This window comes from Pseudomonas lyxosi, assembly GCF_047758685.1.
Classification (GTDB): domain Bacteria; phylum Pseudomonadota; class Gammaproteobacteria; order Pseudomonadales; family Pseudomonadaceae; genus Aquipseudomonas; species Aquipseudomonas lyxosi.
In genome coordinates, this window is the sequence record NZ_CP180481.1 from 5,196,345 (window position 1) to 5,220,178 (window position 23,834).

A 23,834-nucleotide genomic window follows, 5' to 3' on the forward strand; every position below is an offset into this window, starting at 1 on the left:
TCACCATGACCGCCTCCGCGCCTGAAGAAAATCTGCTGAACCAGCCTTTGCAACTCCCGAACGGCAGCGTTTTTCGCAACCGCCTCGCCAAGGCGTCCATGAGCGAAACGTTGGGCACCTACAACAATCACCCGACGTTGAAACTGGTCGAGTTGTACCGGCGCTGGTCCGCCTCGGGCATTGGTTTGCTCATCACCGGAAATGTGATGATCGACCGGCGTGCGCTCGGCGAACCAGGCAACGTGGTGATCGAGGATGTAACTGACATGCCTATGCTGCGCCAGTGGGCCGGTGCTGCAACCGAGCAGGGAGCCGCGATCTGGGTGCAGCTTAATCACCCTGGCAAGCAGTCGACCAAAGGCCTGAATGACAGCAACCTCGCGCCATCAGCGGTCCCGTTCCGCGAGGACATGGCCGCACTGTTCGAGACTCCACGCGAAGCCACCACAGCCGAGATCGAAGACATCATTCGGCGCTTTGGACGCAGCGCAGCCATCTGCAAGGAGGCCGGCTTCAGCGGCGTGCAAATCCATGGCGCGCACGGTTATCTGATCAACCAGTTCCTTTCGCCACACCACAATCGGCGTACGGATGAATGGGGTGGCAGCCCGGAAAAACGTCGACGTTTCGTGTTGGCTGTTTACGCCGAGATTCGCCGCCAGGTCGGCGCCGAATTTTCCGTCGGCATCAAGCTCAACTCAGCAGATTTCCAGCGCGGAGGCTTCACCGAAGAGGAATCAATGGCGACGATTCATGCACTTGCCGAAGCAGGCATCGACCTGATTGAGATTTCGGGGGGCACCTATGAGGCTCCAGCCATGAGCGGCGGGCTCCAGGAGACGAAAAAAGCATCCACCGTAGCGCGCGAGGCTTACTTTCTTGAGTTTGCTGAAAAGGTGCGCGCCTCGATCAAGGTGCCATTGATGGTCACTGGCGGTTTTCGCAGTGCCGCCGCCATGAACGCTGCGCTGCGTTCCGGAGCGCTCGATGTCATTGGCCTCGCGCGGTTATTGGCCATTGATCCCGAGGCACCGGCGGCCCTGCTGCAAGGTCAGGACAGTTCACACCGTGTACGGCCGATCACCACAGGCATCAAGCAAATCGATCAGATGGGCGTCATGGAAATCTTCTGGTACACGCTGCAGCTCAAACGAATCGCCAATGGCGGTGATCCGCGTCCCAACGAAAGTGGGCTGTGGGCACTTTCGAAATCAGTGATGAAAAGCGGCTGGGGCACGTTCCGTACTCGGCGCATGCGCGCACGGGCCTGAGCCCGAGGCTCGCTCGCATCGATCGCCACAATAACCACCTGGAAGACCTCAACATGACCGACACCCATTTCACCACCCCTACCCGCTTCGTGGAAGTTGATGGTGACCAATTTGCCTATCGCCGCTGGGGCAACAATACGACAGGCCAGCCCCCTCTGTTCTTCCTTCAACATTTTCGCGGCGGGATGGATCATTGGGACCCACTTATGACGGATGGTCTGGCTGCGGGGCGCGAGGTCATCCTCTACAACGGTCGAGGAATTGCCTCTTCTTCCGGCAAACCGCGTAACCGGATCGAACATATGGCCGATGACGCGGCTGCGGTGATCCGCACGTTAGGCCTGTCCAAAGTAGATGTTCTAGGCTTCTCACTGGGTGGTTTTCAGGCCCAGGACCTGACACGACGCCATCCCGACCTCGTCCGCAAGCTCATGCTGCTCGGCACCGGACCTCGTGGCGGTAATCCGGATTCAGACCCTGGAGTGCTGGAAGCTGCACCGCGCCCCGTTCCGACCCTCGAAGACTTTCTGTTTCTGTTCTTCGGTCGATCCGCGGCAGCGCAGCAGGCCGGGCGTGATTTCTGGGAGCGCCGTCATCAGCGTGTCGACCAGGACCCACCCAGCTCTCCTGAAGTGATCCAGGCCCAGATCGAAGCGAATATGTACTATTTGCCAAAGCTGGACCCGAACGATCCTTTCAATCATCTGCGCGAGATCAAACAGCCGACGTTCATTCTGAACGGTATGAATGACGTTATGGTTCCAACGGTCAACTCCTGGTACATGGCTCAGAACATCCCGAACGCCCAACTGTTCCTGTACCCGGATGCCGGTCATGGTGCTCAATTCCAATGCCCTGAGCGTTTTCTCAAACACGCCATTCAATTCCTTAACGAGTCCCACCCTGCGGAGAAAGCTCACCATGCTGAAGTTTAAATTTTTGTTATGGGCGTTGACCAAGCTATTACAGAGAACAATCAAAAAAAATCCTGACTGTGCAACATACGTTAAAGGCAAGGAGCTGGTCTTTCAAATCCAAACGCATGACGGAGTGGGTCGCTACTTCACCCTTAAAAACGGCAAGATAAAATCCTCTGCCGGTTTGACTGAAAAGCCAAAATTCACCCTGTCGTTTAGAGATGCAGCAAAGGGTTTCGCCATTCTGTCTGCCAAAGATAGTAAAGATGCATTTCTGACAGGATTGCGTAAAGAGGACTTGGTTATCCGCGGTGACTTTGTTGAAGTGATGTGGTTCCAGGGATTAACTGAATACTTGCAGCCCGGTAAAAAAACATCAGCATTTTACCCTTCGACGCGCTAGGAATTTGATGCAGTGAGCCCTACTTGATCTGACAGTCACCCGCTTTTTTAGGGTGCCTGTCAGATCTGACTTTCGCGAACCATGGCCAGCTTCTGGTCGGCACTCCAGCGGCGTCGGCGTTCCTGGTCGAGCAGCTCACCACCCTTATCGTTGCTGTTAGTCATAAACATACCCGTTTGCCTATCCCTTATCGTATCCAACGACGGTATTTTCCTCGACTACGACATTAGGCAAGCGTCAGGAATAACGCCGAGGTCCAGACTCTGGACTGATCCCGCTGACGCGCGCAGATGAACAACGGATGCTCACGACCCGGTTGCAGGTTGAGTCGCGCCAACTCGATCTTGCCTTGCAGCTCGCGCGGCAGCGGCGAAGCGGTTGTTCGTTCAAGCGAGACTTTCAACTCGGCGCCCGGCAATTCTTCAACCACTTGGGATTGCGCCAGCAGTTCTTCACCGGACAGTTCCATCAGTACGGTCGGCGCGTGCACGTAGGGTTGAGGTTCAGACGGGTCGCCGACCTTGATGTAGTTGTCGATGCGGCTGCGGATCTGCAACGTCGCGCCGGCCAATTGCGACAGGTCGATCTCGATGCTGTCGGTGTCGCCGTTGGTGTCGGTACGAAAGGCCAGGACCGTTGCATCCTTGCGCCAGACGGTTTGCTCGGGGTGATCCAGACCCAGGGCACGAAAGCCATTGATGACGGCCCCGGTCACGCGAATTTCGCCGGTCCAGTAAGCGCCGCGATAGCGGTCCTTGATCCGCGCACCACCGAGACGCAGACGAATGCGCTGGGCGGAAAACCCTAACTCCTGGTGCAAGTTGCGCGACCAGATCAGCTTGTCGCCATCGAACAGATCAACCTGCTCCCAGCCCGCTTCGCCCAGCAGTCGATAATCCAGCGTGGCATTCGAATCGGCGCTGAAGACTTCCCCCATAAAGTATTGGCCCTGGCGCAGGCTGGCAAATGAACGCTCGCCGGTGGTGGCAAAGGTGCGACGGGCGCGAAGTGCCTTGCCGACACTGGCGCGGTCGAACGCCTCAGCGACCACACCGGTCAGTCCGCCGCGAGAGCCGAACACCGCCGTGGCCGGCACCCCGCCGCCGCAACGGCCCTGATGCTCATCGCTGTTGGCTGCGGCACCGACCCGATAACCGCGCTGAAGCGCCTCAGCGTAGACCCAATGGAACTGGCCCCAGGCCGAGCCGACTTCGATCAACCGTTCCAGCTCCGGGTGATGCCAGTCGAGATTGCAACGGCGCCCACCGACGTGGGGCATCATCAGGTGGCCTTCGGGATCCTTGGCGTACGCGGCATACAACTCGTCCACCGGCCAGGCGCCGGGTTTGATGGTGCCGGCAGTGAACTCATTCCACTCAAAAGAGCGCACCAGCCGCCCTTGATTGTCGAAAGGAAACTCGGGCTTTCGATCGTGCAGGAACACCACATTGCGGTCGCCGCCGGCACAGGAGTTACCGCACCATTCGGTGCCGGGATAACACACAAAACGGCCCGGCTCGTTGAGTTCGTGAATCAGATTGACCGCCTGATCCCAGCGTTGCTCGGTGATATTGAAATCATTGGCGGTGTAACCGAGGACATCGAGGCCGGCGACATCGCGGCCGTAGCTGAGGTTGTACAAGGTGTCGTTGGTGCCCACGGTGTCATCGGAGTGCACATGCAGGTCGGCGTACAACGGACGCAATGCCGTGCCCGCCGGGTCGACGGTGACGAAAGCCTGGGCACCGCGCACGCCAGGCGTCTGCACCTCGGCGGACAATCGCCACTCGCCCACGGCCCCGAGATCAAAACCCTCGAGCCGCGCCGTCGCCCAGCCTTCATTCGCCAAAGTAAACGGCTGTTGGCGCTCGCCGCCTTCGGGATCAACGAGGATCAGGACACCACCAAGCGGCAAGTTGCGGCAAGTGTTGCCCCAGGCATCGTCCACCCGCAGCAAAACGTCGAACGCCTCACCAGCGCTGACCAGACGCGGCACAATGACCTGCACGCTTTGCGCCGGTCCCGGCACGATGTTCAACAACGGATCGCCTGGCACCTCGGCAAATTTCGAGCTGCCCAACGGGTCGATAAACAGCCGGAAACGGAAGTCTTTCTCGACGAAACTCTGCACCCGCGTCCCCGCGCCGCCCTGACGACGATCGCCCAGGCGAATAGTGATTTTGTCCCCGGGATTCAGGTAACCGTCGACGATGTCGATGATGATCGCTTTCTGGAACGGCCTTTCGTGGCCCTTCTGGTCGAAGCGTACTTTCAGGTGCTGCACGGTGGCCTGGCTCTGGCCGGGCGCCAGTTCGCCCGCCTGATATTCGGCGCTGACGTAGTTGGGCCCGGCCGGATTCGAAGTCTGGAACAGTGCCCAGTCGGAGTAGAACTTGAAGGCCAGTTTCAACCAGGCGCCATCCGCCAGACCACTGCCGCCGACCTCATATACGAGGGTGATTTCATCCCATTGCCCGGCAATCAACGTGTCTCGGTCACAGTCGATGCTGCCCAGGAACGGGCGTTTTTTGTTGCGTTCGTAGAGGCCTTGCGGGGCGATGTAATGCCCGGCTTCGCGGGGATCGAAAACGTTACTCACATGACACCTCGTGCAGTGGTCAACTGAAGGTTTGAAAGGGATCGAAGACAAAGGACGATGCTTACTGCACGCGCCATTTCTGGTAGTGACGCTCGATGCACCGGAAAACGAAACTCTCCATCAGCCACGCAATCAGGCCGATCAGCACGATGCCGAGCAACACCTGACTGCTGTTACCGATCTGTCCGCCCGTGGACACCATCCAGCCAATGCCTTGGGACGCACCGATCATTTCCGCCGCGACCAATGCCCGCCAGCCCTGGCTGAAACCGATGCGTAAGGCCGCCGTCACGAAAGGTAATGACGCCGGCAAATAGACATGTGCCAGCAATTGCCAGGCATTGGCGCCCAAGGTTCGTGCGGCGCGAACTTCGCCACCGCGAATGCTCTGCACGCCCTCCTGGATCGTCACCGTCATGGGGAACACCGCCGCGATGAAAATCACCAGCACAATCGAGACGTAGCCCAAGCCGAAAATGATCATGATCAGCGGCGCCCAGGCGATCGGCGGGATCGCCATGAACAGGCTATTGAGCGGCGAGATGAAATCGCGAAAGCGTGATGACAGGCCACCGGCCGTGCCCAACAAAATCGCAATAATCACTGCGGCGCAGAAGCCGCCGACCTCTTCAAGGACACTCGCCCTGAGGTGCTGCCACAGCGAACTATCGCTGAGCCAGCGCACAGCCTCGCGGGCGACATCCCATGGCTGCGGCAGGATGTAAGTGGGAAAACGACTCGCCAGGGCGATCCAGATCAACAGCAGGAACGGCAGCGAAGCCCATCCCCAATTCGGTTTTGGCAAGGACATGACAGACTCAGCGCGAGGCTTTTTGCAGGTAGGAGGTGTCCACGATCTGCTCGGTCTTGAGCGTGGTATCGATAAAACCGAGGTCGTGGGAGTAATTCATCAGGCGCTGGATGAATTGAATATCCGAAGCCTGCAAGTCGGCCGACCAGCCCAGTCGTGTCCGCGCCTGGGCGACGATGGTTTCTGGCGCGATGGTCTTGCCGTCGGGGCCTGGTACCGCTTCAAGCTTGAACGCCTCGGCGATGATGCGATTCGACTCGTCGGGATGCTCATTGAGGAACGCTATGGCCTTGCGGTGCGCACGCAGCAACTTGACCACGTCGTCCGGGCGCTCCTGCAAGGTTTTGGGTAGCGCGATCACTACGTACCACGGGTAATTCGGCAGCACCTGGTTGACGTCGAGCAAAATCCGGCTCGACCCGCGCAGCAACGATTGGCTGACAAAGGGTTCCCAGGAAAACGCCGCGTCGACGATGCCCCGCTCCAGTGCCGCGTTCATGTTGCCGGGGGGCATGTCGATGATGTCCAGGTCCTGGTCGGGGTTAAGCCCGGCCTTTTCTTTCAGCACATAACCGCGCAGCAGTACGTCCATGCCACTGCCCTTCTTGACCCCGGCGAGTTTTTTGCCCTTGAGTTGATCCAAGCTGGTAACCGGGCTCTTGGCGTCGACAATCACCGCCGCCTGGCCGTAATTGACCTTGGCCAGAATCCGGCTTTGCAGCCCTCGGGAGAACCATTGGTAAACCGGTGGCGTGCCGACATAGGCCACATCCAGCTCATTGGCGGCCAACGCCTGCTGGATAACCGGGCCATCGCCCAAGGCCTTGAGATCGACATTCAAGCCTTCCTCGCGGTAGTAACCTTGTTTGTCGGCGATCAGCGCCGGGGCATTGGCCATGGCGAAGACATAACCCACACGCAGGGGCTTTTCCTCGGTGGCCACGGCAAATGTGCTGCTTGCCAGGGCGGCAACAGACAATGAAAGGGCAAGCAGCGAACGTTTGATCATGCGGTTAACTCGGGTTGTCGGGTGGTGTGGGGAGTGGCTGCGGACACTTCCATGACATAGGAAATGCGCTCCATCAGCTCATTGCGGTAATCGAGAAAGTCCGGCAAGCGGCGGGTGTTCAGGTTGGAGCGAGGGCGCGGCAGATTGATCTTCAGCTCACTATGGATTCCGCCCGGAGCGATGTTGAGCACGATCACCCTATCCGCCAGAAACACCGCTTCGTCGATGTCGTGGGTAATGAACAACACCGTCTGACCCAGCTCGGCCCAGATACGCAGGGTTTCTTCATTCATGCTGTTGCGGCTGATGGCATCGAGCGCGGCGAAGGGTTCATCCATCAGCAGCACGCTGGGCTCCAGGGCCAGAGTCCTGGCCAGGGAAATGCGTTGCTGCATTCCACCCGAGAGCTGATGCGGCAATCGATGGGCCGCATCCTCCAGACCGACCAGGCGCAGGTACTGCAGCGCTTGGGCACGCTGTTGCGCCTCGCTGAGTTGCGCCGTCATCCGCAAACCAAAGCGGACGTTTTCCAGCGCGCTCAACCAGGGAAACAACTGCGGCGCCTGAAACACATAACCCAGCTCCGAACGCTCCGGCTTCACCGCTGTCTGGTTGATGCTGATCTGACCGCTCTGGGGTTGCTGAAAACCGGATAGCAAGTTCAACAACGTGGTTTTCCCGCATCCCGACGGCCCCAGAATCGCAACAAATTCGCCAGGCCGGGCGTTCAGGCTGAAAGCAGAAAACACCCGATGCCCGTTGGGGTAGCTGAAGCTGATGTCATCGACCGTCAGCGCGTCGGCTTGCTGCTGCAGGTAGGCGTTTGTTTTGAGCATGGCAAGTGTCGTCAGGTCGTTTACAATGGGAACGCCTGACATAATACGTATTAATACAAGTTATCCCAATAACCTATTTTTATAACCTTAGAAGTGACGGCGCACCGCCCCACTCCAAGGACCCTGGAAGCCGACCGTGTCCACGTCCATTCTTCGCGACAGCAGCACCTCGCTCTACGAACAGATCGCCCATCGTTTGCTGGAAGAAATTCAGCGCGGCGATTTCGAACCCACCGGCAAACTGCCGTCAGAAGCCGAACTGGGCGAACGCTTTGGGGTGAGCCGCGTCACGGTGCGCCTGGCGGTGGGCAAGCTCAGCGATGACGGCGTGGTGGAGCGCAAGCAAGGCAAAGGCACCTTCGTGGCGGCCAAGCAGGTTCGCCACGGCCTGGATGCATTGCGCAGCTTTCACGAAGCCTTGTTGCTGCAAGGTCTAAAACCGAGCATGCGGGTCATCAGCAATGCACAGCAGCCAGTCCCGGAGGCATTGCGTGGATTGTTTGAAGCAGCGGACGATTGCCTGCTGCTGGAGCGACTGCACTTTGTCGATGACGAACCCATCGCACTCGGGCGCAGCTATTTGCCGGCAGAGCTGGCCAGCGTGGTGTGGACTGATGTCGAGCACCAACCGATCTACTCCATTCTGGAGTCGATCACCGGCATGGCGGTCACCCGTGCCGATCTGGCGATCCGCGCTCAAGAAGCGGACAAAAGCCTGGCCAGTGCCTTGCACATCAAACGCGGCGCGGCGCTGTTGGTCATGGAACGCACCTCGTACTTCGCTGACGGCCGCTGCTGCGATCGCACGACGTTTTTCATCCGACCTGAACGCTACGCCTTCGTCCTCAGCGGTGTATTCAAATCCACAAGCGGCCGTTAGAACGACCGTTTGTGCACGGAGATTAATTATGCCTTCCCGACTGAATGGTCACCGGACGCATAAGCCGTAGTTCTACCGGCCTAGAGGTCACTGTCGAAACGGAACGACGCGCCATAAGCTGACGCTGGCAAATGGCTCGAACCGTCACCCCGTAACCGCGAACGAAAGGTACCGCTTTGCGGTTGGCTGCGGTATAGGCCACGTTTTTGCAGTTCAGGGATGACCAGCTCGACGAAGTCTTCAAGACTGCCAGGGCTGATCAACGGATTGAGCATGTAGCCGCTGGTGCCTGAAATGCGTGCGTGCTCTTCGATGCGCTCGGCCACCTGTTGCGGGGTGCCTACGAGGATTAGATCGCTCCCTCGGGTAACGTTGGCAAAGCGCTGTTTGACGTCGCCCGCGGTCAACGGTTTGCCACTGCCATCGGGACGCATCACATAAGAGGTCATGCCTTCCGTGTGGGTTGAAAGCGCGTCGCTGTCGGCGTAGCGGCTGATATCTATGCCGGTGTCGCCGGCGTAGCTCACCAATTGCGCCTGCAAGTGATAGTTGCTTTGCAGCTCATCATATTTGCGCTGAGCTTCGATCTCGGTCTTGGCCGTGACGATACGCAGCACTGTTAAAGACTTCACATCCTCGGGCTGACGACCACGAGCCTGAGCCTGGGCCCAGATGTCTTCCAGCCCCTGACGAATTTCCAGTGGGTTGGATTTGGCGACGAAGATAAGTTCTGCGTGCTTGGCCGCGAACTCCCGGCCACGCCCTGACCAGCCGGCCTGGATCAGTAAAGGTGTGCGCTGGGGCGATGGCGAGGTCAAGTGCGGCCCGGCCACCCGGTAATGCTCACCCACGTGATTGATTGGCCGTACACGATCACCCCGCGCGTAGAGCTGGCGAGCCTTGTCCGCGACCACGGCGTCGCCGGCCCAACTGCCTTCCCAGAGTTTGTAGACCACATCGAGGAACTCTTCAGCGCGCTCGTAGCGATCATCGTGCTTGATCATCTGTTCCAGGCCGAAGTTGCGGGCGGCACTGGACAGGTATGAGGTGACGATGTTCCAGCCCACCCGGCCATTGGTGAGGTGATCCAGCGTGCTGAAGCGTCGGGCATGGGTAAAAGGATGTTCGTAGCTGGTGGTCACGGTTACGCCAAAGGCCAGGTTTTCCGTCACGGCCGCCAATGCAGGAATGATCATAAGCGGATCATTGGCGGGTGCTTCCACGGCCCATTTCATCGCCGCATCGGCGCTACCGCCAAATACGTCGTAGAAACCCAGGACATCACCAAAAAAAAGCATGTCGAGGTGAGCCTGGTCGGCAATGCGCGCCAGGTTCGACCAATAGCCCAAAGAATTGATGGCTAGTCGTTCGTCAGCCGGGTGCGTCCAAAGGCTTGGCGCACCGCCACAGCCCACACTGGCTTGCTCATAGAGCGCAAACAAAAGAGGTTTTGGATCGGACATCGTGGTTCCTGTAAATAAAGTCATTAAACGGGGCGGATCACCGCTGAGGGCAAAGCCCCTTGTTCGAAAAAACTGACGGGAAAAAAAACGCCACAGAATCGAGTCAGTGGCGCTTGTATTGTTCAACCCGGAAACGCTGTTGCCTGTTCAAAGAGAGCAGGCACTGCCACCGTGCTTTTCAAGGTATCGCTGCTGAGTTTCATCCGCCTTTTGGAATTCACCCAAGGGAAGAATGACCGTCGCCACCGGTCTTTTCAGCTGACCGGAAGCGTCCAGGCGCTGTTTGGCGACCAGCGCCAACTGGGCCTGTTGAGCGGAGCTGAAAAACAATGCTGAACGGTATTTCTCCCCGACATCCGCGCCCTGGCGGTCGATGGACGTCGGATCATGCAGCGTCCAGAAGTGCTCGATCAGGCGGCTATAAGTAATCACCCGCGCATCGAAGTCGACCTGCACCACTTCGATCAGTGTCGCCTCCCCTTTGGCCGACCGTGCAAAACCGACCCTACTGTCGAGTACGCCCGGCAACTCCCTGAATGACGCTTCTGCGCCCCAAAAACAGCCGGCGCCAAACGTTGCCTGCTCAACCAGGGCTTCTCGCTGAAAATCAGTCATGCGCTGACCACCTCTTTGTAGGGCAGCAGATGCAGGTGCAACTGCGCAATATGTTCAGGACCGATGCCACAACATCCGCCGACGATGCTGGCGCCCGCGGCAACCCACGACCTCGACCAGTCAAGGTAGGACTCGGGGCCCAGATCGCGACGAATCTCCAACAACGTGCTATTGGCCTCGGCCTGTGCGCTGACGGGCGGGAAGGCGTTGGCGTAAACCCCCAGTTCAATGGCTTGGCCGAGGCTCTGGATAACATCCCGGGCCTCAGCCAATGCCGCTGCCATCACTTCCGGCTGGCTGCAATTGAAGAGCACCACTGTCGCGCCCAACTCCGCCGCCACGCGCACCGCATCGGCGACGGGCTCGGATGAACGCAATCGCGACGCCTGCCCAACTTCATCCAGAAGCGTAAACGACAGCCAAAGCGGCTTGGGTTGTGCACCCAGCGCCTCGGCTACTGCCCGAACTTCAGCGATGGAACTCTGGGTTTCCGCCAACCAGACATCGACGTGGGCCTGCAGTCCGGCGATCAGTTCCCGATGAATCGCCACCGAGCGTTGGTGATCAAACAGGTCCGGTCGATATGACCCCAGAGCGGGAGGCAAAGAACCCGCCACCGTGACCGGTTCAGTGCTCTCGGACGCCGCCTGGTGCGCGAGCCGACCAGCGCGCTCGGCCAGCGTTCGCCCCTGTTCGGCAAAGCGCTCATCACCAATGTGAAAAGGCACCACCGCGTAGCTGTTGGTCGTGATGATCCGCGCGCCAGCAGCAATGAACGCTTTATGCGCCTGAAGCACAAACTCAGGCGCCTCGATCAACGCAAGCGCTGACCATTGCGGCTGACGAAACGGTGCGCCTATACGCTGCAACTCGCGGCCCATACCGCCATCGAGCAAACGCAAGGAAGCATGGCTCATTGGGCCGAACTCACTTTTGGCGCCGACGCTGCCAGCCATTGATCAACCGTGGCGCTGTTCGCCTGTACCCATGCTTTGGCCGCGACGTCCGCCGGCTGTTTTTCCTTTTCGATCTTCAGGATCAGCTCATTGAGTTGCGCCGGATCGATAGCGACATTGCGCAAGAACTCGGCAATTTTCGGTGCGCGTTTCTGCAAGGCAGCGGAGGCCAGGACATGAACCTTGGCATCCGGGAAGGCGCAGGTAATCTGGCTCTTGTTCAGCCAGTCCGGGTCGACCGTCGGGCTGATGAATTTCCAGCAACCATCGGCCTTATACAACGGGTCATCCTTTTTGTTGTCCTGGGCGTAGCCGTCGAACGCCGGTTCCTCCAGGCGACGCAAGTCGAAGGCCGAGAAGATCCAGTCCGGGGTGTAGGCATAGAACACCACGCCACGTTGTGCCTTGTAAGCAGAGGCCAGTTTGGCGTAGGTCACCGAGGCTTCCGTGGACACCGACTCGAACTTATCGGCAAACCCGTAATCCTTGGCCTTGATCTGGCCGATATAAGTCGACTCCCAGCCCGCTGGCCCCACCAGCAACTCAGCCTTGCCGCCGCCCAGTGGTTCGAAGAGCTTGGTCACTTCCGGTTTTTTCAGGTCATAGATGGATTTGACCCCGTACTTGTCCTGCAAATAGCCAGGAATGTAAAACCCTTGTTCGCCCGCATACGGAAGCGTGTTCGGCACCAATGACCGGGTCCCGCCAGTGACGTACTTGGCCCAAGCGGCCGATTGATTGGGCAACCAGATGTCGGTCAGCACATCCACCGAGCCATCGCCTTTCGCCGCGGCACTGAACAGTACCGGGACATCCCCTGCCAGATACGACACATCGCCATCCAGGCGACTTTTGATCACTTCGCCAAGGATGTGCTGGATGGCGATAGCCCCCGTCCAGTTCTGCTCGCCAATGACTATTTTGTCCTTGGCCCAGACAGTGGCGGGAAGGATCAGGGAGGTCAGCAGTGCGGCGGCGCCCAAGGTGCGCAATACGTGTGTCTTCACAATAAGTCTCACTGTTCAGTTGTGCAGATGATCTTGCTTGCGCAAGCTCGATTGAATGATTCGATCAGGGATCAGCGCGCACAGGACGATCGCCACACCGGCCAGAACACCCTCGCCCCCCTTGATGTTGCGCAACGCCGTCATGACGTCATAACCCAGGCCGCCAGCACCGATCAGGGCGGCCACGACGACCATCGACAGGCTCATGACGATGGTTTGATTGATGCCCAGCAACAGCGAGCGGCGAGCCAGGGGCAGTTGCACCTTGATCAGGGTTTGCCAAGGGCTGGCCCCATGGGCGACCGCCGCTTCGACGGCATCCTTCGGGACTTCCTGGATACCCAGCGACGTCAGGCGAATCATCGGCGCCAGGGCGAAGATCACGGTCGCGATCACCGCGGGAGTCTTGCCGACAGAGAAGAACGCCACCGCAGGAATCAGGTACACGAACGTTGGCAGGGTTTGCATGACATCCAGCAAGGGTGTGATCAGGCGCCGTACAAGCGGGCGCTTCGCCAGCAGAATGCCGGTTGGTACACCGATGGCCAGGGCAATCAATACCGACGAGCCGACCAGCGCCAGCGTGGCAATAGTCCTCTCCCAAAAGCCGAACAGGCCGATGTACAACAAGGCTGCGCTACTGGTCAGCGCCAGCGTCAGGCCCGCCGAACGCCACGCCAGCAACACCAGCGCCAACGCCGAAACCGGCCATGGCAACCAGCCCAGCAGGTTTTCGATGCCTTCGATGACCGTGCGAACGGCCACGATCACGCCGACGAAAGCGCTCTCGAACGTGACCTGCGACCAGCCGATGAATTCATCAATGCTCTGCGCCGCCAGCAGCAGCGCCTGGCGATTGGCCGGGAACTGCAGCAGCACGTGAGTGGTATCAGGCGTAAACACGCGCCAGATCACCAACGCCTGACTGACCAGCAGCACCGCCAAAGGCAGCCCCCAACCCGATACGTTGCGTCGCACAGGCAGGCGGCTTAACGAGAACACTGTGAAGCGACTGGCCGCGAACACAATCACAGCCGCCAGAATCGCCAACCATGACGAATTGGCAATGCCTTGGCCCACTGCCGCCAGCGCTGCGAGCTCAGCAGCGAACCCGAGCCAGAAGAAACCGCCCTTGCCTCGCGCGGCCAGCGCTGCAGGCCCCAGCAACAGTGCTTGCCACCCGCGCAAGCCGGGGTGCGAGGGTTGCTCGCGCGGAACCGTTTCGGGAGCCTGGAAGTGACCGCTGTCGACGCTGCGCAGCGGTGATGGGGTTGGGGTGCAATCCCGGAAAAAGTCCGCAACTTCAGCATCAACCGGATGTTCAAGCAACTGTTTGGGTGTGCCCAACTGCACCAGGCGGCCACGGCGCAGCACGGCGATACGGTCAGCAAGACGTATTGCCTCCGTCGGGTCGTGTGTCACCAGCAATGTGCTGATACCGCGCTCACGCACCAAGGCCAGAAAATGGCTTTGCAGATCGCGCCTGATGGTCGGATCCAGCGCACTGAACGGCTCGTCCATCAGCAGGATGTCCGGATCGGTCACCAATGCCCGTGCCAGGCCGACCCGTTGCTGCATGCCACCGGACAGCTCATGGGGATAATGCTCGCCCCAACCTTCCAGGCCTACCGCCTGCAACTGCAGGATTGCCGCCGCATGACGAATCGACTCGGATTCGCCACGCAGCTCGAGGGGCAACGCGACGTTGTCCAGCACCGTGCGATGAGGCAACAGGCCAAAATGTTGGAACACCATCCCGATGCGTCGCGATCTCAGATCGCGCAAGGCCGTGTGACTCAAACCGCTGATGGCCTGCCCTTCGATCAATACCTCGCCACTCGAGGGTTCGATCAAGCGATTGATATGCCGCAGCAACGTGGACTTGCCGCTTCCGGATGTCCCCATCAGGCACAGAACTTCCCCGCGACGCACCTTCAAGCTGACATTGCTGACGGCCGGCAGCACCGACGAACCTTTGCGCAGATAGGCTTTGGTGACGTCTCGCAGCTCAAGCACAACGTCGCCCTCATTTGTGTGATCGCTGGAGGGTTGCGCAAGCCGTTTAGAGGAGTCGATCCGGGCAGTCGGCAAAGAGGTTTGAATAAGTGTCACAGGAGCTCCGGGCAAGCGACCCCTGGATGCGGGCAACGCGCTCGCCCCAGAGTAGGAAAATTGGCTGAGCCTCAGGCCATGACCCGAATACGGTTAGCCTGAAGCAAAAAAGCGCCGCGTGTGGACCGCAGCACTTCCCTGAGACATAAAGCTAATCGATCTTAAAAAACAGAAATAAATATCTTTTTGGAATTAGCTTAGGCCTTCTTTTCCGAAGGAATCGGTGGCCGCGTTTCTCCAATATCGGGCCTTCGAAGGCGTGGCCGCGCTGTCGGCGAGCCAGAGCTAACGCCTGGTCAGCGCCAACGATGCGTTTATCAGCCGCGCGCAGTCCCCATCGACGTGGCGCACCAATCGAAACTCTATGAACTACGCCTGAGCGCGCTGGGTGAGGATCAGTCCGAAGGAAAAACCATATCAACGTCGATGGACCAAGGAGCGCACCAGCCGATCGCCGAGGCTTTGCACGCTCTGGACCAGAATCACCAGCACCACCACCGTGGCGACCATCACTTGGTTGTTGAAACGCTGATAGCCATAGCGAATCGCCAAGTCCCCCAGCCCGCCGCCACCAATGACGCCGGCCATGGAGGAAAATCCGATCAGCATCACCAAAGTCAACGTGATGCCCGCCAGCAACGCCGGCAGTGCTTCGGGCAACAGAACCTTGAAAATCACATGCCAGATATCACCGCCCATGGCGAGGATGGCAGATGATCGGCCATGAAGAACGCATCGAAGCGAGCACGCTCCAGTGTTTGAGCAAAACGCTTGAGATGAGCAAAGTTGAAGTTGGCGTCACCATAAGCGCCGGGATAACGCCAAGCGCCGGTATGGATGCTGACCGGACGCATGAAGGCGCCAAGTTTGAGTTGGCGTCGAGCTGTCATGAAGAACTCCCTATTCAAGATGATCCCCAGAATCGGCCGGGCGGACTTTCCCTGTCCAATAATCAAACGTGCCGACTTATGCCGTATGGTCGAGAGTGGTGGTTCGGTGCAGCACTACCTTGGCCCTCGACAACCACGGCACGGACGAAATTATCCCGCTGACGGTCAGACGCCAGCCTTGGCCAGCATCGAAATCAGCAACACATCGACTCCGGCAGTGGCCCAGTGAGGATGAATCTCCTCGGCTTCGTTATGGCTGAGGCCGTCCACGCAAGGCACGAAGATCATCGCAGTCGGGGCCACACGGTTCAGGTAGCAGGCATCATGCCCGGCGCCGGGCCTCTTACTTCGCCGTAATCACCGACAACTTGGTAATCCCTGCCCGCTCGATAGAGGCCATCGCCCGCGCCACTTCGCCATAATTCACCCCGTTGTCGGCCTGCAGTTGCACGCGCACATCAGGGTTTTTCGCTTTGGCGGCTTGCAGGTTGAACTCGAGCAGATCCGGCTGGATTTCATCCTTGTTGATGAACACCTTGCCCTTGTCGTCGATGCTCACCACCAGAGGATCTTTCTGTTCCACCGGCGCCACCGCTTCGGTCTTCGGCAGGTTGATCGGGATCGCGTTAGTCAGTAGCGGCGCGGTGACGATGAACACCACCAGCAATACCAACATGACGTCCACCAAAGGCGTGACGTTGATTTCGCTCAGCACTTCATCGCTGTCTTGTGTGGAGAAGGCCATCTCAGGAGGCCTCCTTGACTTTCTGCCCGGCGACGGTGGCGCCGGACTTGCTCAGCACCGGGTGCAGCAGCACGCGGAATGAATGTTTCTGCGCCAGGCTATAGAAGTCGTGGGCGAAGTCGTCCAGATCGGCGGAGGTCAGTTTCAGACGACGCAGGAAGTAGTTGTAAACCAGCACCGCTGGCACCGCGACAGCGATCCCCACACCGGTGGCGACGAGTGCGGCACCAATCGGTCCGGCCACGGTTTCCAGGCTCGCCGAGCCGGCCGCACTGATGCCTTTCAAGGCCGACATGATGCCCCAAACGGTCCCGAAAAGACCGATAAAGGGCGAGGTGCTGCCAATGCTGGCGAGGATAGCCAGGCCCGTTTCCAGCGAGCGTCGTTCACGCACGATCTGCTGACGCAAGGCACGTTCGAGACGGTCCTGGTGATTGATCGACTGGCTGAGGTCGGCGTTCTGGTGGTCGCTGACCTGAATGGCCGCATAACCTGCCAGCGCCACACGGGCCGCAGCGCCAGGCAGGCTGTTGGCGAATTCGGCGGCAGAGTCAAGGCTTGAAGCGGCCCAGAATTGCTTATGGAATTTTCGATCCTGCGTCTTGAGTCGGGTGAACTGCACGCCCTTTAACAAGGCCAGGCCCCAGGTCGCAACGGAGAAGAGGATTAATAGCCAGATGACGGTGTGTTCGATGGATTCGAAGGGGGATGCGATCAGGTTCATGGTCAGGCTCTCCAACTAGGCATTAAATCGGTTGTAGCGATGCGCCTTTTGTCAGGTGGCCCGCGGTGTCTGTCTATAGGATTGAATTACTTTATTTTGAAGTCGATGGGCACGCTGACCCAGCCGTCCTGGGCGACATCGCCCTGCTTGGCTGGCACGAAACTCCAGCGTTTGACGGCTGCCAGTGCGGCGTCGTCGAGTTGATCGCGGCCACTGCTTTTCTGGATCTGGATCTCACCGGGCTTGCCGCTGGCCAATACATGCACCCGCAACATCACCGTACCTTCCCAGCCGCGACGCATCGCCAGCGACGGGTATTCCGGTGCCGGGTTCTTCAAGTAACCCGCGCTGGCCGACGCCGGAGTCACCGGTTTCGGTGCCGGGGGTGCCGCTGGAGCAGGCGCGGCGACTGGTTGTTGCGGCGCTGGCGGTGCGGGTGGCTGCTCCACAGGTTTGGCCACGGGTTTGGGAGTCGGTTTAACCACAGGTTTGGGCTTTGGAATCGGTTTCGGAGGTGGCGGCTTCACGGCCAGCTCATCTTCAACCGGTGGTGGCGGTTCGACCACTGGCTGCGCAATCGGCTCGGGCGGCGGAGGCTCCACCACGGGTGGCGCTGGCTGCGAGAACTCAATAGTCATCGGCGGGATCTCCGGCGGCACCACGGGCAGTGCCGCCGGTGGGTTCTGGTTGACCCAGACAATCACCGCGCCGTGCAACACCAAGGCAAATACCCCGAGCAAGACTCCTTCACGGCGACTCAACACCCGTTTAGGCGTGCTGTGCAGCCGCGACTGCGCCAGGGGTTCCCGGAGGACCCGGCCAAGGTCGAGCAGTTCGCCGCGAGATGCCGGGTGTCGGAACACCTCGAAGGCATTGGTGGCGCTCTGGACATTGCCCATTTATTTACTCCTGTAAGCCTTTGGATTGAACATGCGCCGGCACCGGATTACCGCGCTGGCACCGATTGAGTCACCGTCAAAGGCGTCAGGGAAAACACCTCAGAGTCCGTCAACTTTTCCACGTCGACGCGATGGGGAAAGATCTTCTTTTCCACGAACAAATCGTCGACTTGCTGCAGAGCCTGCACATCCCGCGGCTCCACCGGCAATAGCGACTCGTCGCCCCAACTGCGCAGCCGCTGCGAGACTTCAAGGGGGATGTCGTTGACCTTGGCGAAGACCCGGGCGTACTCATCAGGGTTTTGTCGGGCCCATTCGAAGGCCTTGGCAAACCGCTGCAATACGTCGCTGAGCGCCTTGCGTTTGAGCGGGTCGGTCAGCACTTCATCGGAAGCCGTGATAAACGTCAGGCCAGTGTTGATCCCCTCGCCGCTGATCAACACCCGGGCGCCCTGCTGCTCGGCAAATGCTTGATAGATACCGAACGTGGCCCAGGCTTCGATCTTCCCGGCATTGAACGCCGACAAGGCATCGGTCGGCAGGACGAAACCGACGTTGACGTCCTTCTCATCTACCCCGGCATTGGCCAGGGCGCGAATCAACAGGTACTGGGAAATGCTGCCGCGGGCCGACGACACCACGACGTTGCGGCCTTTCAGATCCGCGACGCTACGAATGGGCGAATCGGCTGGAACCAGGATCGCAATGCCTCGTGATTGGCTGCGCCGTACCGCGACGATGCGCAAGGGTGTGCCACCGGTTGCAGCGGCGAGCACCGGGGTATCACCGGCCGGCCCAAGATCTACCGCGCCAGCGCGCAAAGCTTCAAACAATGGCGCGGCGCCCTGAAAATTGGCCCACTCAACCTTGTAGTCAATGCCCTCAAAGGCATTCGCCGCCTCGACCACCGTGCGCAGGCCCTTGGCCTGATCGCCCAGCACCAGCGTGACGCCAGACAAATCTGACTGGGCGGTGGATGGGGCTTTGGTCTCGACGACATCGCCGCAGCCGCTGAGCAGCAACGCCGCGCCCGACAGCAGCAACATCGCAGATCTCCAGACACGAATCGGCATCGCGCAAACTCCCTGTTTCAAATGATCAACCATGGGCAAACCGCCGGACTGTGCTGTTCGTGGCCTGACGCTCAGCCACCGCGACGGTTTCCACCTCAACCCCCAACAGACTCAGCAGCCGCGCACGAATGGCCTGAAAGCCTTCCTGCCCGGTGTCTCGGGCACGTGGCAAGTCGATCGTCAGTTGCTCGGCGATCTTGCCGTTGGCCAGCACGATGACCCGATCGGCCAGCAGGATCGCTTCGTCCACGTCATGGGTCACCAGCAGCACGGCCGGTGTGTGTTTGCGCCACAACTCAATGATCAGCCGATGCATGCGAATCCGCGTTAGTGCATCGAGTGCAGCGAACGGCTCGTCGAGCAGCAACAGCTTGGGCTCGCGCACCAGACCACGGGCCAGCGCCACGCGTTGCGCTTCGCCGCCGGAGAGCGTGGCCGGGTAAGCTTCCAGTCGATGGGCCAGGCCCACCTCTGTCAGGGCCTGCACCGCACGCGCCTTGGCGTCCGGGATGTGCAGCCCGAGAATCACGTTCTTCCAGGCACGTTTCCAGGGCATCAACCGAGGCTCCTGAAACACCGCCGCCCTTGCCTTGGGCACCAACAACTGGCCGCTGTCGATACTGTCCAGCCCGGCCAGGCTGCGCAGCAACGTGGTCTTGCCCGAACCGCTCGCCCCGAGCAGCGCGACGAATTCGCCCGGGGCGATGTCCAGGTCCAGGCCGTCGATCACCCGTTGTTGGCCAAATTGGCGCACCACATTACGCAGTTGTACCGGTGCTTCTGACTGCAGGTTTTTTGCGGCGATAGTCGACATGTCAGTTCCTCACAAAAGATGGGCGCCAGGCCAGGGCAAAACGCTCCAGCGTGCGGATCAGTCCGTCGATCAATAAGCCGAGGACGCTGTAAATAAGCAGGCAGATGACGATCACGTCCGTGCGCATGAAGTCCCGCGCATCACTGGCCAGAAAGCCGATGCCGGCGGTGGTATTGATTTGCTCGACGAACACCAGCGCCAACCAGGAAATCCCCAGGGAGTAACGCAGGCCGACAAAGAAGGAAGGCAAGGAGCCCGGCAGGATCACGTGCCAGATCAACTCGCGACGATTCAGGCCCAGGGTGTTGGCGGCCTCGATCAGTTTGGGGTCGATATTGCGAATGCCGGCGAACAGGTTCAGGTACACCGGGAAGGTCGTACCGGTCACGATCAACGCGATCTTGGTGAACTCGCCGATGCCGAACCAGAGAATGAACAACGGCACCAGCGCCAGGGAAGGAATGGTGCGCAGCATCTGCATCGGCGAATCGAGGATCACCTCGCCGCGCTTCGACAGGCCGGTAATCAGTGCCGCAACGACACCGACGCTGACCCCGATACTCAAGCCCAGCAATGCGCGCTGCAGCGACACCAGCAAATGCTTGCCCAGCTCCCCGGAAACGATCATCGCCCAGAGCGTGCCGCCGATCTGCGACGGCGCTGCGATGACCCGTTGCGGAATAAGCCCGGCCTGAGACGCCAGTTCCCACAACAGCAGCAGCGCGATCGGGCTGAGCAAGCGCAGCAAGACTTCAGGGGTGCGCCAGTTGCGCACCCAGTTGGGGATCAACCTCGACGCGCCCTGCAGATCACCTGTGAGGCGTGCGGCCTTATCGACGGAAAACGAGCTACTGGCGCTCTGGGTATCGAAAGTCTTTTCAGTCATCAGGCTTCCTTCCTTATAAAGAACATGGCCGGAGGCGCCATGCATCAGCTTCGGATTCATGCTATTCGCATAAAAAACCGCAGTGAAATTCTTTTTAGGAATAACCTAATATGATTAAAAATCAGATAGCCGATCATCCAGATAAGTTATTTGCATAGTAAAACGGCTCAGCCCGCGCCCTTTGCCGTCTGCGTCGGATGAGCATCGTAAAATGCGTATTACTGATATCTAAAATTAACAATGATTAATTAATTTAATAATTAACTTAGAACAAAACGGCATTTCACAGCCTCACCCGTTACGCCTACTTTCGTCACCACAGACCGACCCCGATGCCAGGTGGAGGATTGAATCACGCCTATCCATGACCTGAAACGAGAGTCGTACCCATGCCCGCAACACCCTCCACCCTGTCTGACGCCACCCGGTATCACCGTCTTCGCTCTCCTTTCATTGTCAGCCTGGCCGCCTGCGGCATGGTCTTCGGCAGCTCGGCACTCAAGGCCGAAGACATCGAGCGCAGCGAGGACAAGGAGACCCGCCTGGAGAAGGTCACCGTGATCTCCACCGGTGTTCGGGGCACTCAGCGAACGGTCGCCGAGAGCCCGGCCCCGATCGACATTGTCACGGGCGAACAACTGCTCAGAACCGGTCGCGCCGATCTGACCGAAGCCATTTCCAAGCTGTTGCCCTCGTTCAACTATGGCACCAACATCGCCGGCTACAACTCGACCATTCGGCCCTTGTCCAATCGCAGCCTGGCGCCGGCCTATACCCTGGTGCTGGTCAACGGCAAGCGCCGGCATAACAGTGCCCTGCCCGCCAACGGCTCGACCGATAGCAGCGGCGCCAACTCGGTCGATATCGACATGATCCCGATCAGCGCCGTGGAGCGTATCGAGGTGCCCAAGGACAGCGCCGCCGCGCAATATGGCTCGGATGCGATTGCCGGGGTGATCAACGTGATTCTCAAATCCGGCGCCCAGGGAGGTCATCTGGGCCTGACCTACGGCAAGCTCTACAGCGGCGAAGGTGAGGTCACCAAGTTTGAGGGCGATACCGGATTTGCCCTGGGCGATGGCGGTTTCCTGCACCTGTCGGGCGATGCCCGCAAACGCGGCGATGCCAGCTGGAACGAAAAAGCCTCGAACACCGCCTACTTTCCGGGCGATCCCCGTGAAGCGACCTGGGACAAGGTGGGGGTGAAAAACGGCGACCCGCAGATCAAGGCGTTCAACCTCGGCTACAACGCCGAACTGCCCCTGGACGAGCAAACGAAACTCTATTCCTACGCCACCTATGGCGAGCGCAAGGCAATCATCAACAACTACTTCCGCTACCCCAATGGCAACGCCAACATCCCGGAACTGTTTCCCGACGGCTACTACCCGCTGAACAACCTGGACGACAAGGACTACCAGTTCCTGTTTGGTGGCAAGGGACTCGCGGCGGGTTGGGACTGGGATCTGAGCACCACCTATGGACGCAACACCAACCACCAGTACAGCGACCTGACCATCAACCCGTCGTTGGGACCGACCTCCCCGACTTCCTTTGACGACCTGGCCACCTACCGCTTCGATCAGTGGGTCAACAACCTGGACATCACCCGCGCCTTCGACGGGGTCTTCGGTTTTCCGCTGCAAGTGTCCGCCGGCCTCGAGCATCGCTGGGAGCGTTTCAGCACCTTCGCCGGTGACGCCCAGGCCTACACCATCGGCGGCTATCGCTTCCCGGCGACATTGCCCAACGGTCAGCCCAATCCGCTGGCCGGGCAGTTGGCGGCGATTGCCGCGCAGGCCGCCGCCACCATCGCGCCGCAGGATGAAACCAGCATCAAGCGCAACAACTACGCCGCCTATATCGACTTCGGCATCACCCCGATCGAGCGTTTGTTCATCGACGTGGCGGCCCGGGCCGAACACTTCGATGACGATTCGGGCAACACCGTCAGCGCAAAGGTCAATTCGCGTTATGAACTCACCGAAACCGTGGCCGTACGCGGCACGGTGGGCAGCGGGTTTCGGGCTCCGTCCCTGACCCAGATCGGCTACAGCATCACCGACAATCGCGTGGGTGCTGCACCTGACGGCACCATCGTCCCGGCCGTGACACGCATCGCCCCGGTGGACTCGCCATTGGCCCAAGCCTTGGGGGCGAGCAGCCTGGACCCGGAAAAATCGCGCAACTTCGGGCTCGGGGTGACGTGGCAACCGGCGCGACGCACCAGCTTGACCGTCGACGCCTACTGGATCGAAATTTCCGACCGTATCGCCCGTACCGAAAGCCTCTACGGTCCGGCGTTGGCGCCGACTCTGACGGGGCTCGGCATCGACACGTCCACTTGGACGTCCTACTACGCCAACGCCTTTGACACCCGCACCCGGGGCGTGGATGTGGTGGCCGATCACTTTACCGATATCGGCGCCTGGGGCGAGGTTCGCTGGAACGCCGCTTTCAATTACAACGACACCGTGATCACCGACCTCAAGGACGCACCCGCAGCCCTGCAAGGACTGGGTAGCAACCCCGGCGGCAGCCTGACCTGGGTCGGCCGCGCGCGTCAGGGCGACTTGACCGATGCACAGCCCCGGACCAAATGGATCCTGGGCGCCAACTGGAGGCTCGCGGACCTTGCGATCAATCTGCAAACCACCCGCTACGGCAAGGTCAAGACCCTACAGCAACTGGAGAGCGGCGATCGCAGCTTCGGCGCGAAATGGATCACCGATCTGGATATCTCCTACACCCTGCTCGACAACATCACCCTGAGCCTGGGCGGCACCAATATTTTCGACGTGCGCCCGGACAAGCATGCCATTCCCTCGGCCGTCGGCCTGAACCTGTACGGCAATCCGCCGTTCTATCCCGGCGGCGGGTTCTGGTACACGAAGCTGGCGTATGACTTCTGATTACCCCCCAAC

General features: G+C 59.6%; 20 protein-coding genes and 4 pseudogenes. 6 read left to right on the forward strand and 18 right to left on the reverse strand.

Features of this window, described 5'->3' with window-relative positions:
• The first annotated feature begins 5 nt into the window (after positions 1-5).
• From ACMXYI_RS23880 to ACMXYI_RS23890, 3 genes are read left to right on the forward strand one after another with little or no spacing between them, the layout of a single operon-like run.
• A complete protein-coding gene (locus tag ACMXYI_RS23880) occupies positions 6-1,271 on the forward strand; it encodes an NADH:flavin oxidoreductase/NADH oxidase family protein (protein ID WP_415769358.1) in 1,266 nt (421 codons plus the stop codon).
• A 53-nt stretch (positions 1,272-1,324) separates the two neighbouring features.
• On the forward strand, positions 1,325-2,206 hold the full coding sequence (locus tag ACMXYI_RS23885) for an alpha/beta fold hydrolase (protein ID WP_415769359.1): 882 nt from the start codon (positions 1,325-1,327) through the stop codon (positions 2,204-2,206).
• Positions 2,193-2,591, forward strand: coding sequence for a helicase (locus ACMXYI_RS23890; protein WP_415769360.1), 399 nt, complete (start codon positions 2,193-2,195; stop codon positions 2,589-2,591). Before ACMXYI_RS23885 ends, ACMXYI_RS23890 begins: the two co-directional genes overlap by 14 nt.
• A 226-nt stretch (positions 2,592-2,817) precedes the next feature.
• Here the strand turns inward: ACMXYI_RS23890 and ACMXYI_RS23895 are convergent, their stop codons facing one another.
• From ACMXYI_RS23895 to ACMXYI_RS23910, 4 genes are all read right to left on the reverse strand, one after another.
• The gene (locus ACMXYI_RS23895) at positions 2,818-5,190 is read right to left on the reverse strand and encodes a hypothetical protein (protein WP_415769361.1); all 2,373 of its coding nucleotides are present in this window, start codon (positions 5,188-5,190) and stop codon (positions 2,818-2,820) included.
• Between the two features lie 61 nt (positions 5,191-5,251).
• Positions 5,252-6,001 (reverse strand): ABC transporter permease, encoded by a 750-nt coding sequence (locus ACMXYI_RS23900; RefSeq protein ID WP_415769362.1) that lies wholly within the window; start codon positions 5,999-6,001, stop codon positions 5,252-5,254.
• Positions 6,002-6,008: 7 nt separating this feature from the next.
• Complete coding sequence (locus ACMXYI_RS23905) at positions 6,009-7,010, reverse strand: ABC transporter substrate-binding protein (protein WP_415769363.1); 1,002 nt, start codon at positions 7,008-7,010, stop codon at positions 6,009-6,011.
• Complete coding sequence (locus ACMXYI_RS23910) at positions 7,007-7,846, reverse strand: ABC transporter ATP-binding protein (RefSeq protein ID WP_415769364.1); 840 nt, start codon at positions 7,844-7,846, stop codon at positions 7,007-7,009. Before ACMXYI_RS23910 ends, ACMXYI_RS23905 begins: the two co-directional genes overlap by 4 nt.
• 136 nt (positions 7,847-7,982) lie before the next feature.
• Between ACMXYI_RS23910 and ACMXYI_RS23915 the strand changes: the two genes are divergently transcribed.
• Positions 7,983-8,726: a GntR family transcriptional regulator gene (locus tag ACMXYI_RS23915; protein ID WP_415769365.1), complete on the forward strand. Its 744-nt coding sequence runs from the start codon at positions 7,983-7,985 to the stop codon at positions 8,724-8,726.
• An 80-nt stretch (positions 8,727-8,806) separates the two neighbouring features.
• Here ACMXYI_RS23915 and ACMXYI_RS23920 read toward each other — a convergent pair whose 3' ends face one another.
• From ACMXYI_RS23920 to ACMXYI_RS23940, 5 genes are all read right to left on the reverse strand, one after another.
• Positions 8,807-10,189 (reverse strand): LLM class flavin-dependent oxidoreductase, encoded by a 1,383-nt coding sequence (locus ACMXYI_RS23920; RefSeq protein WP_415769366.1) that lies wholly within the window; start codon positions 10,187-10,189, stop codon positions 8,807-8,809.
• Positions 10,190-10,336: 147 nt separating this feature from the next.
• On the reverse strand, positions 10,337-10,804 hold the full coding sequence (gene msrA, locus ACMXYI_RS23925) for a peptide-methionine (S)-S-oxide reductase MsrA (RefSeq protein ID WP_095129322.1): 468 nt from the start codon (positions 10,802-10,804) through the stop codon (positions 10,337-10,339).
• A complete protein-coding gene (locus tag ACMXYI_RS23930) occupies positions 10,801-11,721 on the reverse strand; it encodes a homocysteine S-methyltransferase family protein (RefSeq protein WP_415769367.1) in 921 nt (306 codons plus the stop codon). The genes msrA and ACMXYI_RS23930 overlap by 4 nt, the downstream gene beginning before the upstream one ends.
• On the reverse strand, positions 11,718-12,767 hold the full coding sequence (locus ACMXYI_RS23935) for an ABC transporter substrate-binding protein (RefSeq protein WP_415769368.1): 1,050 nt from the start codon (positions 12,765-12,767) through the stop codon (positions 11,718-11,720). Before ACMXYI_RS23935 ends, ACMXYI_RS23930 begins: the two co-directional genes overlap by 4 nt.
• Positions 12,768-12,782: 15 nt before the next feature.
• Positions 12,783-14,783, reverse strand: coding sequence for an ATP-binding cassette domain-containing protein (locus tag ACMXYI_RS23940; RefSeq protein ID WP_415769369.1), 2,001 nt, complete (start codon positions 14,781-14,783; stop codon positions 12,783-12,785).
• 310 nt (positions 14,784-15,093) lie between these two features.
• On the opposite strand from ACMXYI_RS23940, the pseudogene ACMXYI_RS23945 reads away from it, so the two are divergent.
• Positions 15,094-15,287: pseudogene (locus ACMXYI_RS23945) on the forward strand (helix-turn-helix domain-containing protein); the annotation flags it as partial.
• Between the two features lie 9 nt (positions 15,288-15,296).
• On the opposite strand, the pseudogene ACMXYI_RS23950 reads toward ACMXYI_RS23945, so the two are convergent.
• The 9 genes and pseudogenes from ACMXYI_RS23950 to ACMXYI_RS23990 form a co-directional block, all read right to left on the reverse strand.
• Positions 15,297-15,602, reverse strand: a pseudogene (locus tag ACMXYI_RS23950) (ABC transporter permease subunit); the annotation flags it as partial.
• Positions 15,590-15,769 (reverse strand): annotated as a pseudogene (locus tag ACMXYI_RS23955) (LLM class flavin-dependent oxidoreductase); the annotation flags it as partial. The pseudogenes ACMXYI_RS23955 and ACMXYI_RS23950, both read right to left, overlap by 13 nt.
• A gap of 165 nt (positions 15,770-15,934) precedes the next feature.
• A pseudogene (locus tag ACMXYI_RS23960) lies at positions 15,935-16,117 on the reverse strand (M20/M25/M40 family metallo-hydrolase); the annotation flags it as partial.
• A complete protein-coding gene (locus ACMXYI_RS23965) occupies positions 16,113-16,514 on the reverse strand; it encodes an ExbD/TolR family protein (RefSeq protein WP_123364891.1) in 402 nt (133 codons plus the stop codon). The pseudogene ACMXYI_RS23960 and the gene ACMXYI_RS23965, both read right to left, overlap by 5 nt.
• A 1-nt stretch (position 16,515) precedes the next feature.
• Entirely contained in the window at positions 16,516-17,238 is a 723-nt protein-coding gene (locus tag ACMXYI_RS23970; RefSeq protein ID WP_123364890.1) for a MotA/TolQ/ExbB proton channel family protein, read from the reverse strand.
• A gap of 86 nt (positions 17,239-17,324) precedes the next feature.
• A complete protein-coding gene (locus tag ACMXYI_RS23975; protein WP_123364889.1) occupies positions 17,325-18,137 on the reverse strand; it encodes an energy transducer TonB in 813 nt (270 codons plus the stop codon).
• Between the two features lie 47 nt (positions 18,138-18,184).
• The gene (locus tag ACMXYI_RS23980; RefSeq protein WP_415769370.1) at positions 18,185-19,210 is read right to left on the reverse strand and encodes an ABC transporter substrate-binding protein; all 1,026 of its coding nucleotides are present in this window, start codon (positions 19,208-19,210) and stop codon (positions 18,185-18,187) included.
• Positions 19,211-19,235: 25 nt separating this feature from the next.
• Positions 19,236-20,024, reverse strand: coding sequence for an ABC transporter ATP-binding protein (locus ACMXYI_RS23985; protein ID WP_415769371.1), 789 nt, complete (start codon positions 20,022-20,024; stop codon positions 19,236-19,238).
• Position 20,025: 1 nt separating this feature from the next.
• Positions 20,026-20,910 (reverse strand): ABC transporter permease, encoded by an 885-nt coding sequence (locus ACMXYI_RS23990; protein ID WP_415769372.1) that lies wholly within the window; start codon positions 20,908-20,910, stop codon positions 20,026-20,028.
• 476 nt (positions 20,911-21,386) lie between these two features.
• Here ACMXYI_RS23990 and ACMXYI_RS23995 point away from each other — a divergent pair, with 476 nt between their 5' ends.
• Positions 21,387-23,822 carry a TonB-dependent receptor plug domain-containing protein gene (locus ACMXYI_RS23995; protein ID WP_415773962.1) on the forward strand — a complete coding sequence of 812 codons (2,436 nt, stop codon included), beginning with the start codon at positions 21,387-21,389 and terminating at the stop codon, positions 23,820-23,822.
• Positions 23,823-23,834 lie beyond the last annotated feature (12 nt).

Coding starts and splice junctions, on each gene's coding strand:
- ACMXYI_RS23880 (WP_415769358.1), top strand. CDS start 6: ATGACCGCCTCCGCGCCTGAAGAAAATCTGCTGAACCAGCCTTTGCAA.
- ACMXYI_RS23885 (WP_415769359.1), top strand. CDS start 1,325: ATGACCGACACCCATTTCACCACCCCTACCCGCTTCGTGGAAGTTGAT.
- ACMXYI_RS23890 (WP_415769360.1), top strand. CDS start 2,193: ATGCTGAAGTTTAAATTTTTGTTATGGGCGTTGACCAAGCTATTACAG.
- ACMXYI_RS23900 (WP_415769362.1), bottom strand. CDS start 6,001: ATGTCCTTGCCAAAACCGAATTGGGGATGGGCTTCGCTGCCGTTCCTG.
- ACMXYI_RS23905 (WP_415769363.1), bottom strand. CDS start 7,010: ATGATCAAACGTTCGCTGCTTGCCCTTTCATTGTCTGTTGCCGCCCTG.
- ACMXYI_RS23910 (WP_415769364.1), bottom strand. CDS start 7,846: ATGCTCAAAACAAACGCCTACCTGCAGCAGCAAGCCGACGCGCTGACG.
- ACMXYI_RS23920 (WP_415769366.1), bottom strand. CDS start 10,189: ATGTCCGATCCAAAACCTCTTTTGTTTGCGCTCTATGAGCAAGCCAGT.
- msrA (WP_095129322.1), bottom strand. CDS start 10,804: ATGACTGATTTTCAGCGAGAAGCCCTGGTTGAGCAGGCAACGTTTGGC.
- ACMXYI_RS23930 (WP_415769367.1), bottom strand. CDS start 11,721: ATGAGCCATGCTTCCTTGCGTTTGCTCGATGGCGGTATGGGCCGCGAG.
- ACMXYI_RS23965 (WP_123364891.1), bottom strand. CDS start 16,514: ATGGCCTTCTCCACACAAGACAGCGATGAAGTGCTGAGCGAAATCAAC.
- ACMXYI_RS23970 (WP_123364890.1), bottom strand. CDS start 17,238: ATGAACCTGATCGCATCCCCCTTCGAATCCATCGAACACACCGTCATC.
- ACMXYI_RS23975 (WP_123364889.1), bottom strand. CDS start 18,137: ATGGGCAATGTCCAGAGCGCCACCAATGCCTTCGAGGTGTTCCGACAC.
- ACMXYI_RS23980 (WP_415769370.1), bottom strand. CDS start 19,210: ATGCCGATTCGTGTCTGGAGATCTGCGATGTTGCTGCTGTCGGGCGCG.
- ACMXYI_RS23985 (WP_415769371.1), bottom strand. CDS start 20,024: ATGTCGACTATCGCCGCAAAAAACCTGCAGTCAGAAGCACCGGTACAA.
- ACMXYI_RS23990 (WP_415769372.1), bottom strand. CDS start 20,910: ATGACTGAAAAGACTTTCGATACCCAGAGCGCCAGTAGCTCGTTTTCC.
- ACMXYI_RS23995 (WP_415773962.1), top strand. CDS start 21,387: ATGGTCTTCGGCAGCTCGGCACTCAAGGCCGAAGACATCGAGCGCAGC.